Consider the following 12,346-nt stretch of genomic DNA (forward strand, 5'->3'; position numbering starts at 1 on the left):
CGTGTTGTGGGGGAAACCGAAGCGCTTACTTGTAGTCCGGATAGTCCTTGCTCACCGCGTCCTGGAACTCGCGCACTTCCTTCTCCGCACGGTCCTTGGCCCAGCCATAACGTTCCTGCAGGCGGCCGGCCAGATACTCGGCATTGCCTTCGGCCACATCGAAGTCGTCGTTGGTCAGATCGCCCCACTTGGCCTGGGCCTTGCCCTTCAGCTGCGACCACTTGCCGGAAATGATGTCTTTGTTCATTGCTGGGAGTCCTTGGTTGCAACGGCGTTCTTACCGTGGCTCCAGCTTCGCGCAGCGGCTGTTGAGTACCGGTCAACCGGCAATGAAATACATGCTCACCTGCTTGAATGGTTCACTCCGCTTCGACAGCCATGCGGCAAACAGCGCGCACAAAAAAGGCCGGGAAGATTCCCGGCCTTTTCGCTTTCCAATCCGCGCCGGGCTCACTTGCCCTTGGCGGCGTCCTCAACTTTTTCACCGGCCTTCTGCACGTCCTTGCCGGCACCGGCAACGGTATTGCAACCGGCCAGCAGGGCCACCGAGAACATCGACAACAGCATCAGGGCAACTACGCGCTTCATGGGCTTCTCCTTGGGTTCGCCGCTACACCGCTTCATTCGCGGATGGGGTTCTGTCGCTCGGCGGGAGGGCACACTGCCACCGCCGCCGCGTGAAGTGCAATCTGGCGGCAGCGGCGTGGAGCGGGTGTGAACGGATCGGCGATCCGTTCAGGCCAGGCCCTCAGTCGCGCATCAGGGTGGACTTGCCGAACAGGCTTTCGACCAGGTCCACGGCCAGTTCGGCGGTGGCATTCTGCTTGTCCAGCAAGGGGTTGAGCTCGACGATGTCCAGCGATCCCATGCGCCCGGTGTCGGCGATCATCTCCATCACCAGCTGCGCCTCGCGGTAGTTCACCCCACCCGGCACCGTGGTGCCCACGCCCGGCGCGATGCTGGGGTCGAGGAAGTCCACGTCGAAGCTGACATGCAGGTGGGTGTTCTCATCGATGCCGGCCAGCGCCGCCTCCACCGCGCGCTTCATGCCGTTCTCATCGATGTAGCGCATGTCGTACACATCGACCTTGTGGGTCTTGATCAGGCGCTTCTCCTCCGGGTCCACCGAGCGGATGCCGATCTGGTGCATCTGCGCCGGGGTGATCGCCGGTGCGCTGCCGCCCAGGTGGGTCAGCGCCTCCGGGCCGAGGCCGCACAGGCAGGCCACCGGCATGCCGTGGATGTTGCCCGACGGGGTGACATCGCTGGTGTTGAAATCCGAGTGCGCATCCAGCCACAGCACGCGCAGGGTCTTGCCCTGCTCGCGGCACCAGCGCGCGACGGCGGTGATCGAACCGATCCCCAGGCAGTGGTCGCCGCCGAGCATGATGGGCATGCGGCCGGCCTGCAGCTCGGCGTAGCTGGCTTCCATCAGTGCATGGTTCCACGCCACCACTTCATCCAGATGGCGGTAGCCTTCCACCGGCGCGGTCCACGGGTTGCGCGGGCCATCCAGATTGCCCACGTCACGGACGTCCACACCACGTGCTTCCAGCGCCTCCGGCAGGCCCGCCACGCGCAGCGCCTCCGGCCCCAGCCGTGCACCGCGATGGCCCGCACCGACATCGGTGGGAACGCCAATCAGGGATACGGAGATGGGATGGGCCATGGGTGCCTCCTGCGGTGGGAAAAAAGAAGCACAGTCTAGCCAGAGCTGTGTGACACCACTCGCGGCGGTGCAGCAGGGCAATACCCGGATCGCCGCGAGCACAAAGGCGCCCCCGTCAGGGATTCCAGCGCTGAGCGGTCAGGAACCCGCCCTTCCTTGATCCACTTCACACCCGAGTCGGCATCGCCTCTTACCCACGGCGGTCCTTGTGTCCACCCTGCGTCGGCACCCGGACGGTGCGGCTTCATTTCCCCAACCCTGGAGAACGACGCACATGAAACATGCACTCAATGGATTTGCGGTACTGGCAATTGCCCTGGGCGGACTGTTTCCGGCAGCTGCCAATGCCTCCTCGCAACGCATCACGCATACGGTGACCACCGACGCGTATCCCATGCAGACGGCGAGCGCACGCCAGGTGCTCGACTGGGTGGCGCAGCGGGTAAAGCCGTCGTTCGCCCCGCAGGGCTACGGCAACGTACAGGTGGAACGGCGTGCATTCTCGGTGGGGCGCGGGTCTGCACGCGCGGATGAATCGATTCCGGGAAAGCTGCCGGAGCAGGGCATTCCCGGTGAAATCTACCGGGTGGAAAACCTGCTTCCCGACGGCTCCCTGCAGACGTGGGAATTCACCTGGGTGGAACCCTCGTCCGGCCATGGCGGCGGCTGGGATGTCACCGGGTACACCTACAAGAAGGGAAATGACCCGGTAAACCAGCAGTAGCGGGACGCTGCCCTGCCCCGCCCCAGGCACGACGCCGCGGAATCTCGGCAAATCGGCGTCAGGCGCGCGGCAAGCAGGCCCCCGAACAATCGCGAGGACCTGCTGCAGCCTGTGGCTTGACGACCGATCAGGAACGAATCGGTACCGATAGCGGCATTCGGGAGGGGTAGAATCCGTCCATGATCTTCATACTCCGACTAGCACGACTGGCCGCCGTTTCGCCCCTCCTTGTCGCCTGCTCTGCGCCCGTCACTACTGCAGATGCTGCGGCTCCGGTTGATGCGACAACGAAGCAGATCCTCATCGAGGAATATGGCGACTCCACGACCGTAGGCTATACCGCCACTCCTTCCGGAACGATCATCGCCGCGATGAATCAGCCCAACACACTGCAGCGTTTGCTGCGGACAGAGTACGGTGATCGTGTCGTTGTGAAGAACGAAGGGATTGGCGGAATTCAATCCTCAGATGCGCTGAACGGGACCGACGGAATTCACCAGTCGTGGGAGTCTGTCATGGCGAAATCCCATGCCCAGATCGTGACTCTGAACTTTGGGCTTGGCGATGCCTATCTGTTCTCCCGTCCAGAGTCTGGGAAGATCTCCGCATCACCACAGGAATACAAGCGCGTGATGGGCGAGCTGGTTCGTATTGCAAGAGAACATGGCAAAACCGTGGTGATCTACGAGCCCAATCCATCGTGCCACCCCGCCCGAGAAACAGGGATGCCGTACTACGTGATGCATCTCGATCAGTTGGGCCACGAGATGAACATACCAATGGCTTCCCAATTCTGGGCATTGCTTGCCACGCCCAATTGGCGAGAGCTGCTGTCTGACTGTACACACCCTACTCCCGAGCTCTACCAGCTGAAAGGTGAGAACGCGTACAAGGTGCTTCGACCAATCGTGAAGCAGATCATCGACGCCAGCTGACATCCTGTGCAATCGGAGAATGCTGTAAGTCCCAGGTTTCAACCGAACCTGAGCGCAACCTCCGTCAAGTCCACAATGAAGATAGCGGTGGTTCGCGGCCCCATCGTTACGCCGCCGACCGGGAACGTGTTGGGGGTTACGACGACGTACAGGTGGAACGGCGCGCGTTCTCCGTAGGGCGCGCGTCTGCACGCTCGGATGAATCGATTCCCGGCAAGTTGCCGGAGCAGGGCATTCCCGGTGAGATCTACCGGGTGGAGAACCCGCTTCCCGACGGCTCCCTGTAGACGTGGGAATTCACCTGGGCGGAACCCTCGTCCGGCCATGGCGGCGGCTGGGATGTCACCGGGTACACCTACAAGAAGGGAAATGACCCGGTAAACCCGCGCTGACCTCCGTCCTGGCGTGCCGCAGCGGTGCAGCAGTGAAACGGCATGGCATGATGCCGCACTGACCTGCCGCCTTCCATGGAAGATTGTGATGTCGCCCTTTATCAACACCGCCTGGCCACGCTTCTTCATCGTCGCGCTGCCCATCGCTTTTTTTGCGGTTCTGTTGAACAGCTTGATCGATGCGTCGCCGAACGGCTGGCTGATGCAGGCGGCGCTGCTGCTGACGCCATTCTCGCTTCTGCTGTTCTTGGCGTTCGGTTGGCAGCGTCTGCGCAAGGCGCACGCTGAGTATCCGATTCTGACAAGCGAACTGGACCGCATGTTGGCGGCGTTGATCGGCAACGTTAAGGTGGCCGCGGCGTGGTTCGGCCTGACCGTCATTGGTGTGTTCACCCTGATACTGGCATGGGTGCTACTGCGAACACCAGGCGGCTGACGGAGGCCCCCGCCCACGGCGAACTCAACCGCCGCGGCGACGAACCGGCGTCAGGCTCTGCACCTGGCCGTTGTTGCGCATCATGCACAAGAAGCGGCCATCGGGGTAATCGATGATCAGTTCCTGGTAGTCGCTACCCACCGGCATCCGGGTCACCAGCGTGCCCTGCGCGCCCTTGCGCAAATTGCAGGAGCCCAGCGCGGTATCACCCGCCGGCGCGCTGTACGCCACCTTGGACACATTGCGGAACACCGCCCGGCACCCGCCGTTCACCCATACCGAGTGCCGCGACAGGCCCCAGTTCTGCCCTTGTTCGCAGTGGGTGTGGCTCAGCTGGCGCACCACCTCCACGTTGCCGCGCGTATCCATGTCGCACGACACCTGCTGCTGGTCGGTGGATTCGCAGGTCACCTCGCGCGGCAGCGCCGCATCGCTGTCGTCATCGTGGCGATGGCGATCGCGATGCTCTTCCCGCGCCGGCGTTCCGCTGGCACTGACCTGGCAGATGCCATTGGCGCCGCCACGGCCGGTGTAGCTGATCTGCGGCGTGCCATCCTCGCTGCTGCTGATCGACAACGTGATGCCGCTATTGGCATCGCGTGCTTCGACGTAGCGGTCGTTGAAGCGCTTGAGCGCCGCCTCGCGGCCCTGCACGTAGACGGGGCCGCCTTCGTCGGCGTGCACATCGATACCGCCCGGGCAGCTGGCGTTGAAGAATGGCACCGCGGCCATGGCCGGGGCCACGAAAGCGGTGGACACCAGTGCGACGGTGAGCGACAGGGCATGGCGACGCATGTGCGGATCCCGAAGGGGCCCAGGTGGGCGTGTAGCCGCAGTATGCGGTGGGCGCTGCGGGCGGTCCGTGAGGAATATCAAGATCCGGGTAGCGCGCGTGGGGATTCACGCCTGGTATCGTTGCCTTGGTGCCTTACCGAGGCTGTTAAGCCAGCTTTACGTCGCACGCTACTGTAAGCCGTGCGGCAACAGTGGCGCGGCCCGGATGGCCGATGATGACGGCACTGCGCGATATGTCGCTTCTGGCATTGCGATGCTCGAAACAGGCCAAACGCGATAATTCATTTTTCCTTTCAGATCACCCGATGCCATCAAAACAAACGACTGGCAGGCGGGGATTTCGCGTGCGCATGATGAATCGCCACCTGCAAAAGGTGGTCGGGACTTCCAAGCCCGTGTTGTCAACGATGTATACGCTTGCCAGCCGGCGTCGTCCTTTCAGGGGCGGCGCCGGCTGGCAATCCGTTAGCCGATCGACGGCGGGCGGTGCGTGGGGGCCTCGTGCCCGCCGATTCGTTGACCCGGTCTTGGAAGCCACGCATCGCCCGCCACCCTATCGTGGCGGCACCTCTGTTCCTGACGAGGATGCCCGCATGTCCAGAACCCACCACCCCTACCTGACCGCCACCTTGGGCGAGGCCGCCCTGCTCCTGTCACCCGAACTGGCGCAGCCGTTGGAAGCCGCTTTTGCCGCTGCGAACGAGGCAGCCGCGCCGATCAATCTTCCCAGCTGCCTGCAGCGCATCCGCGCCGGTGATGCCGCCGATGGACAGCCGTGGACGGGGCCCGCCAGCACACCCGGCCAGGCCGTGGCCGCCGCACGCCGGGATCGCGCCGCGGCTGGCCTGGTGTCGCTGTTGGAGCTGTACCACGCCGCCGAACGCGTGCGCGTGCACGGGGAAGAGAAAGACGATATCGGCGACGGTGTGCGCGAGGGGCTGATGCTGGCCTGCCGGGGGCTGGCGGAGTATCTGTCGTTGCAGGTGCGTAGCTGAGGCTGCGGCGATCGCAGTGTCTGTGCGGCGTTGATCGATGGATTTGCCCACGTCATGCATTGAGCTGGCTCAGCGGGTTGGGGCGAGAAAACTGGCGAAAGGCGGTTCCTTCATTTTCGTTCCATCGCCTTCGACCGACGCGGTGCCGACGCATCATGATCGGCGCATGCGCTTATGCAGCGCTGGCGTGCAATCGCACACCCAGGGCCCGGGTCACCTTCAGGATGGTCGCGAAATCAGGGCTGCGCTCGCCGGACAGTGCGCGATACAGACTCTCGCGTGACAGGCCTGCCGCACGCGCAACCTTGCTCATGCCCTGAGCGCGAGCGATATCGCCAAGCGCCTTGGCGATGAAGGCAGAATCGCCCTGGCTTTCTTCGATGCAGGCGTCGAGATAAGCCGCCATCTCCTCCGGTGTCCGAAGATGTTCGACCACATCAATTGCTTTGAGTTCGACTTTTTTCTTAGTGGCCATGATGGAACAGCTCCAGTACTTCGGTATTGATTCGTTTCGACTACAGCCGGTTCGACGCCCACAGGGCACGTGCAATCTCCTTGGCCGTCTCTATATCGCGCCGCTGCGAACCTTGTCGCCTCCAACCAGAAGAGTCACCCACTGCCTGCCGCGCTGGCTGTAGTACAGGCGGTAGCCCGGCCCTGCATCGATACGCAGTTCGGAAATACCGTCCCCCAGATAGCGGTGATCACCCGGATGGCCTTCGGCGAGCCGACCGATGCGGGCCAGGATGCGAGCGCGTGCAGTTACGTCCTTGAGAGCGTCAATCCATGTCGCGAACTGACGGGTACGCTGGATCTTCATGGAAAAATGTAGCCTACTGGCTACACATTTTCAACTACGAGAAACGCGCATCAACCACGAAGCACGCGCACAGGCAGGTGGGACGCGCCTCGTCAGGTGCAAGATGAGATAACAGCAAGGAAGGAAAAGAAGGGGAGAGACGCAGCAGGGAGCAGTGCTCGACCGATTACTGCGCCGCCGTGTCGAGCTGCATAACTGGAGTTTGATGGTGCCGCTTATCCGAATCGAACGGATGACCTACTGTTTACAAGACAGTTGCTCTACCAACTGAGCTAAAGCGGCATGGGTGGTGCACCGGCGGCAGTGCCGCGGTCCGGGGATTCTAGCGCAACCGCGTGCAGTCCAGCGACCGGCTCTGTGCCGCCTCGCTGCGCTGCTGGGCCTGGGCCGGCTGCGTGCCCGCCGCCAGTTGTCCTTCCAGCCACCATTGGCCGGCGTCGCCGCTGGCCACCAGGCGCGGCTGGAAGCCGGCGGCCTGCACCGCTGCCATGCGGCGCTCGGCGCCTTCGCGATTGCGGTACTGGCCCAGCGCCACGGCGTTGGCCTCCTCCCCCTGGCTGATGATGTAGTAGTCGCTCAGGCCGGCGGCGACGATACGTTTCACGGTGGCCTGCGCTTCATCACGGTTGGCGGCGGCCGCCAGCATCACCCGGTAACGGGCGCTGCCGCTGGCAGCGGGCTGTTCGCGCAGGCGCGCCTGGCTGAGCAGCGGGCCGGCCTTGCCTTGCGCAGTGGTCGCGGCGGCGCGGTCGGCGAACGGACCCAGCGCGACGCAGCGCGGCGGCTCGGCGGCCGCGGGCGGGGTTACGGGCTTTTCCGGTGCCGGAACGGGTGCAGGCGGTGTTGCCGGCTTGGCGGCGGCAGCAACCGGCGTAGCGTCAGCCGTCTGCGGCTTGGGAATTTCCGGCTTGGCCGGCACGGCCGGCGCGGGTGCGGGCGTCGCAGCCACTGCGGTCTTCGCGGCCGGTTCGCGCTCCATCAGCGGTGCGGTCGGGGCGGCGGCGGTGGCCTCGGCTGCGGCATTGGCATCCGCGCCACCGGGCACCCAGCGCAGCTCGGCGACACCAGCCGGTTGCGGTGCAGGCGCAGGCGGCTGCGGTGCATCGCGCAGCAGCCACCAGCAGGCGACGCCAAGATTGAGAACGGCCAGTACGACGATCAGGGCACGGGTCAGCATGCGCGGATACTAGCCTGCGGGCTGGTGCACCGCCCAGCGGGCGAGGCCATCCAGCACCAGCGACGGGTGGTAGTCGGCGCCAGGCAGCAGCGGCATCAGCGCCGGTGCGCCGCCGCCGTGCACCAGCAGCGACGGCGCTACGCCCAGCAGCGCGTGCGCCTGCTGCGCACTGCGTTCAATCAGCGCCACCGCAGCGCCATCGCAACCGGAGGCCAGCGCATCGGCGGTGTCGTTGGCGAACTCGCTGTAGTCGCCGCCGGTAGCCGGCAGCTGCACGGCGCGGGCGTGCAGCGCTTCGCGCATGGTCGTGGGCGACGCGGAAATGCGGCCACCGTGGTGCTGGCCGTCGGCGTCGAGCAGGTCAATCGTCAGCGCGGTGCCCACGCCGACCACCAGCACCGGGCGCTGTGCCTTTGCGGCAGCCAGCAGGGCCAGGAAGCGGTCGACGCCGAACTTTTCCGGCTTGGCGTAGGCAATGCGCACACCGGCGCATTCGGCGCTGGTGCGCACCACGTGCACGTTTTCGAAGCGGCGTTGCAGCTGGTCCAGCATGGCGCTGGTCAGCGAGGGTGCGGCCACGCTGGCCACGAACGCGGTGGTACCGCTGGGCAGGCTGTGCGGCGGCTGCCTGGCCATCCCTTCGGCGCCATGCGCCCAGGCCTGCACGTCACCGGCACGGTCACCCTGCAACGGCGCGAACTTGAAGCGCGAGTTGCCAAGGTCGAACAACCAATCGCTCATGCTGCCCTCACGCTGACTTCGCCGGCGTGCAGCAGGCGTTCCTGGCCATCGATGCGCACGCGCAATGCGCCGTCATCGGCCAGGCCAAGCGCGGTACCATGCTGCCACTGCCCGTCCAGTTCCACGCGTACTTCGCGGCCGGCCAGCATGTCGAAGGCGGCGTAGCGCGGCAGGAACGGAGCGAGGCCTTCGCGATCGAATTCCTCCAGCGCCGGCAGCAGGCGCGCCAGCACGGCGGCAACGACCACGTTGCGGTCCACCGGCTTGCCGGCCAGGGTGTCCAGGTCCACCCACGGCTGGCTGATCTGCTCGGCGAACGACGGCGGCATGTGCGTGTTGATGCCGATGCCGATCACCGCGCGCGCCGGGCCGGCGTATTCGCCACCGCCCTCTGCGAGCAGGCCGACCAGCTTGCGCTTGCCATCGACGATCAGGTCGTTCGGCCACTTCAGCTGTGCCTGGGCATAGCCCAGGTCGTGCAGCGCTTCAGCCACGGCGATGCCGGCCACCAGGCTCAGCCCGGCCAGGCGGCCGAGGCCACCGGAGTACAGGCGCAGCACCGACAGGTAGATATGCGCGGCCAGCGGCGAGGCCCAGGTGCGGCCACGACGGCCACGGCCACCGGTCTGGCGTTCGGCCAGCAGCACGCTGACCCCGCGCAGGGGCGCGCTGCACCGCAGCAATTCGGCATTGGTGGAGTCGACCGTCCAGGCCACCTGCAGGTCGTGCAGCAGCGGCAGAACCCCGGCCGGCAGGCCAGCACGAATCGCCGCCGGGTCCAGCAGGTCAACCGGGCGGGTCAGGCCATAGCCCTCGCCAGCGCGGCCCTCGACATCCACACCGGCGGCCCTAAGCCCTTGAATACGCTTCCAAATAGCCGCACGGGTCTGGCCCAGCTCACGGGCCAGGGCGTCGCCGGACAGGCGACCGGCAGCGAGTTTGGCCAGCAATTGGCGATCGTCCACGGCAGCTTCCACGAAGTCAGGCAGGAATTATGCGGGAAAGCCGCCAGCGACGCCCGCCACGCTGGGTTCCGCGGGGGCTTCCAACGGGGCGCCGGGTTCGGGCTAGAATCGGGAACTCACCCTCCCTTAACGTGGATGTCGTCAATGCGCCGTTATGCCCATTGCCTGATCCTGCTGATGATGCCCTTCGCGGCGTCTGCGACGGCAGCGCTGGACGACAGCCGCGGCGCCTGCGTGTCCTCCAACGGTGATGCCGCCTCGCAGCGCGCGCCGACCGCGACTGCCTCGGCTGCGACCACCAAGCCGACACCGGTACGCCCTGCGGCCAGCAGTGCCACCAGCACCGGGGGCGGCGGCAGCGACGATGACGTGCTGCAGCGCATCCGTGCGCCGAAGTGGCACAGCTACCTGCCGGGAATGTTCCGCTGATCAAGTCGTTGCTGCAGTGGCTGCGGCCTACGCCGCGGCCGATCGACGATGCACTGTGGGAACACGCCTGCCGCCGCGCGGCCTGGCTGGACGGACTGGACGACGAACGCCGCGCGCGCCTGCGCGTACTGGCCACGCGCTTCCTGCACGAGAAGACCATCACCCCGATCGGTGAGCTGCAGCTGCAGGCCGGTGACGGCGTGCTGCTGGCCGCGCTGTGCTGCCTGCCGCTGCTGGCGTTCGGTGAGGTGGGGCTGGAGGGCTGGTCGCAGCTGATCGTCTACCCCGATGCCTTCCGCGTGCACCGCAGCCACATGGATGCGGCTGGCGTGCTGCACGAGTGGGATGACGAGCTGATCGGCGAGTCGTGGGACAGCGGTCCGTTGATCCTGTCCTGGGCCGATGTGCAGGCCGACCTGGCGGCGCCGCACGAGGGCTACTGCGTGGCGGTGCACGAGATGGTGCACAAGCTGGATGCGCTCGATGGTGCGATGGACGGTACGCCGCCGCTGCCGCGCGAATGGCAGCGCGAGTGGGCGGGCACGTTCCAGCGCGCCTACGACGCGTTCTGTGCGCAGGTGGACGCAGGCGAAGAGACGCTGATCGATCCGTATGCGGCCGAGGCGCCGGAAGAATTCTTCGCGGTGGCCAGCGAGTACCACTTCTCGGCACCGGATCTGCTGCAGCAGGCGTTGCCGGAGGTGGCGGCGCAGCTGCGACGGTTCTACGGCGAGCCGCCCAGGATCGCAATGCGGTAGTGCCGGCCGCTGGCCGGCAACCCCATGATCTTCGATGGCATTGCTTGGTTGCCGGCCAGCGGCCAGCACTACCGATCAACGAGGCTTACGGCCCTGGCGGCAGGCGCACTTCGAAGCGGGCGCCGCCCAGTTCGGCCGAACGGCCCACGGTCAGTTCGCCGCGGTAATCCTTGATCAGGTCCTGCACGATCGACAGGCCGATGCCGTGGCCCTGCACGCGCTCGTCGCCACGCACGCCACGCTGCAGCACCTTGCCGATGTCGTCCGGCGCAATGCCCGGGCCGTCGTCATCCACCGCCAGCAGCAGGCCGGCGCGGCGCGCGTTCGGGGCCGGCAGCGGCTGCGCGGTCAGCAGCACGCGGCGGTTGGCCCACTTGAAGGCGTTCTCCAGCAGGTTGCCGAGCAGTTCCTGCAGGTCGCCCGGTTCGCCGTGGAAGCGTGCGGCCGGATCGATATCGAATTCGCACAGCACGCCCTTGGAAGCGTAGACCTTTTCCAGGCCACGCACGATTTCCTCGGCATTGGACTCGATCGGCAGCGGCGCGGAGAACAGCTTGTGGCCCGACGAGGCCGCGCGTGCCAGCTGGTACGAAACCAGGTTGTTCATGCGCTGCAGCTGCACGTCCAGTTCCTCGCGCAGCGCGCCGTCGCCGGCACCGCTGTCCATCTGCGTGCGCAACACCGCAATCGGCGTTTTCAGGCTGTGCGCCAGGTCGGCCAGGGTGTTGCGCTGGCGCTCGAGGTTCTCGCGCTCGCTTTCGATGAAGGCATTGATGCTGTCGGTCAGCGGTTCCAGCTCTCGTGGGTGGCGCTCGCTCATGCGCTCGGTCTCGCCGCGCTGCACCTTGGTCAGCTCGGTGATCACCCGGCGCAACGGGCGCAGGCTCCACTGCAGGATGACGGTCTGCAGCAGCAGCAGGATCAGGCCGATGCCGCCCAGGTAGAACCAGACGCGGCCACGGAACACGCGCAGCTGGGCACCCAGCGCGCGCGAGTCTTCCATCACATAGATGGTGTACGGGAATTCGGTGGCAGGATCGGCGTCGGCGCCCCAGACCAGGCCGAGGCCGTAGCGGTACACCGAGCCTTGGCTGCCGTCGATCTGGATCATCGGCAGCGGGCCTTCGAACACCTCCTGACGCGGTGCCAGCAGGCCGCCGCCGACGGTGGGCAGCATCGGGCCTTCAGCGGACATCGAATTGCCCTTGCCGTGCGGCATCACTACCTGCAGGTACAGGCCACTGCCGGGCACGTCGAAGCGGGAATCCGGCGGCTGCTCGCGGATGTACAGCGAGCGGTCGCGGGTGAAGTCGATGCCGGCCGCGTAGGAGGTGGCGTAGTTCTTCAGGCGCTCACGCAGGTTCGCCTTCGCCGTGTCGGCGAAGGCGGCGTCGAGCGCGTAACCGGCCAGGGCCAGGAACGCCACCAGGCCCACGGACGCGGCGAGCATCTGGCGCGCCTGCAGTGAGCGCGGCCGCCAGCGTCGGAAGAACCACAGACGGCCGGACAT

At 65.9% G+C, this 12,346-nt stretch carries 15 protein-coding genes, 1 tRNA gene and 1 pseudogene; 6 read left to right on the forward strand and 11 right to left on the reverse strand.

Annotated features, from left to right (window positions below; genetic code table 11):
• Nucleotides 1–25 precede the first annotated feature (25 nt).
• From AC5P56_RS18315 to rocF, 3 genes are all read right to left on the reverse strand, one after another.
• The gene (locus AC5P56_RS18315; protein ID WP_004153772.1) at nt 26–247 is read right to left on the reverse strand and encodes a CsbD family protein; all 222 of its coding nucleotides are present in this window, start codon (nt 245–247) and stop codon (nt 26–28) included.
• Nucleotides 248–450: 203 nt separating this feature from the next.
• A complete protein-coding gene (locus AC5P56_RS18320) occupies nt 451–588 on the reverse strand; it encodes an entericidin A/B family lipoprotein (protein WP_014035659.1) in 138 nt (45 codons plus the stop codon).
• Between the two features lie 160 nt (nt 589–748).
• A complete protein-coding gene (gene rocF, locus AC5P56_RS18325) occupies nt 749–1,669 on the reverse strand; it encodes an arginase (protein WP_032956249.1) in 921 nt (306 codons plus the stop codon).
• Nucleotides 1,670–1,877: 208 nt separating this feature from the next.
• Here rocF and AC5P56_RS18330 point away from each other — a divergent pair, with 208 nt between their 5' ends.
• The 3 genes from AC5P56_RS18330 to AC5P56_RS18340 all read left to right on the forward strand — a co-directional run bounded on the left by AC5P56_RS18330 (nt 1,878) and on the right by AC5P56_RS18340 (nt 4,156).
• Nucleotides 1,878–2,393 (forward strand): hypothetical protein, encoded by a 516-nt coding sequence (locus AC5P56_RS18330; protein WP_241887673.1) that lies wholly within the window; start codon nt 1,878–1,880, stop codon nt 2,391–2,393.
• A gap of 179 nt (nt 2,394–2,572) precedes the next feature.
• Nucleotides 2,573–3,328 (forward strand): SGNH/GDSL hydrolase family protein, encoded by a 756-nt coding sequence (locus AC5P56_RS18335; RefSeq protein WP_134967398.1) that lies wholly within the window; start codon nt 2,573–2,575, stop codon nt 3,326–3,328.
• A 480-nt stretch (nt 3,329–3,808) separates the two neighbouring features.
• Complete coding sequence (locus AC5P56_RS18340; protein ID WP_111206489.1) at nt 3,809–4,156, forward strand: hypothetical protein; 348 nt, start codon at nt 3,809–3,811, stop codon at nt 4,154–4,156.
• 24 nt (nt 4,157–4,180) lie between these two features.
• Here the strand turns inward: AC5P56_RS18340 and AC5P56_RS18345 are convergent, their stop codons facing one another.
• Nucleotides 4,181–4,951 carry a DUF3011 domain-containing protein gene (locus AC5P56_RS18345; RefSeq protein WP_241887674.1) on the reverse strand — a complete coding sequence of 257 codons (771 nt, stop codon included), beginning with the start codon at nt 4,949–4,951 and terminating at the stop codon, nt 4,181–4,183.
• 593 nt (nt 4,952–5,544) lie between these two features.
• Here AC5P56_RS18345 and AC5P56_RS18350 point away from each other — a divergent pair.
• A complete protein-coding gene (locus AC5P56_RS18350; RefSeq protein WP_288495925.1) occupies nt 5,545–5,946 on the forward strand; it encodes a hypothetical protein in 402 nt (133 codons plus the stop codon).
• Nucleotides 5,947–6,118: 172 nt separating this feature from the next.
• On the opposite strand, the gene AC5P56_RS18355 is transcribed toward AC5P56_RS18350, so the two are convergent.
• The 6 genes and pseudogenes from AC5P56_RS18355 to birA all read right to left on the reverse strand — a co-directional run bounded on the left by AC5P56_RS18355 (nt 6,119) and on the right by birA (nt 9,649).
• A complete protein-coding gene (locus tag AC5P56_RS18355) occupies nt 6,119–6,421 on the reverse strand; it encodes an addiction module antidote protein (RefSeq protein ID WP_288495763.1) in 303 nt (100 codons plus the stop codon).
• Between the two features lie 40 nt (nt 6,422–6,461).
• Nucleotides 6,462–6,766 (reverse strand): annotated as a pseudogene (locus AC5P56_RS18360) (type II toxin-antitoxin system RelE/ParE family toxin).
• 206 nt (nt 6,767–6,972) lie between these two features.
• A tRNA-Thr gene (locus tag AC5P56_RS18365) sits at nt 6,973–7,048 on the reverse strand.
• 40 nt (nt 7,049–7,088) lie between these two features.
• A complete protein-coding gene (locus AC5P56_RS18370; RefSeq protein ID WP_142235557.1) occupies nt 7,089–7,943 on the reverse strand; it encodes an SPOR domain-containing protein in 855 nt (284 codons plus the stop codon).
• A 9-nt stretch (nt 7,944–7,952) separates the two neighbouring features.
• Nucleotides 7,953–8,684: a type III pantothenate kinase gene (locus AC5P56_RS18375; RefSeq protein ID WP_134808428.1), complete on the reverse strand. Its 732-nt coding sequence runs from the start codon at nt 8,682–8,684 to the stop codon at nt 7,953–7,955.
• Nucleotides 8,681–9,649: a bifunctional biotin--[acetyl-CoA-carboxylase] ligase/biotin operon repressor BirA gene (gene birA, locus AC5P56_RS18380; protein WP_288495768.1), complete on the reverse strand. Its 969-nt coding sequence runs from the start codon at nt 9,647–9,649 to the stop codon at nt 8,681–8,683. The genes AC5P56_RS18375 and birA overlap by 4 nt, the downstream gene beginning before the upstream one ends.
• A gap of 144 nt (nt 9,650–9,793) precedes the next feature.
• On the opposite strand from birA, the gene AC5P56_RS18385 reads away from it, so the two are divergent.
• Together AC5P56_RS18385 and AC5P56_RS18390 are read left to right on the forward strand one after the other, a co-directional pair.
• The gene (locus tag AC5P56_RS18385; RefSeq protein ID WP_046428091.1) at nt 9,794–10,078 is read left to right on the forward strand and encodes a hypothetical protein; all 285 of its coding nucleotides are present in this window, start codon (nt 9,794–9,796) and stop codon (nt 10,076–10,078) included.
• Nucleotides 10,045–10,836: a M90 family metallopeptidase gene (locus tag AC5P56_RS18390; RefSeq protein WP_167692531.1), complete on the forward strand. Its 792-nt coding sequence runs from the start codon at nt 10,045–10,047 to the stop codon at nt 10,834–10,836. Before AC5P56_RS18385 ends, AC5P56_RS18390 begins: the two co-directional genes overlap by 34 nt.
• An 85-nt stretch (nt 10,837–10,921) precedes the next feature.
• Here the strand turns inward: AC5P56_RS18390 and AC5P56_RS18395 are convergent, their stop codons facing one another.
• The gene (locus tag AC5P56_RS18395) at nt 10,922–12,346 is read right to left on the reverse strand and encodes an ATP-binding protein (protein ID WP_014645620.1); all 1,425 of its coding nucleotides are present in this window, start codon (nt 12,344–12,346) and stop codon (nt 10,922–10,924) included.

It is taken from the genome of Stenotrophomonas sp. YJH_SMC_131, from assembly GCF_059367975.1.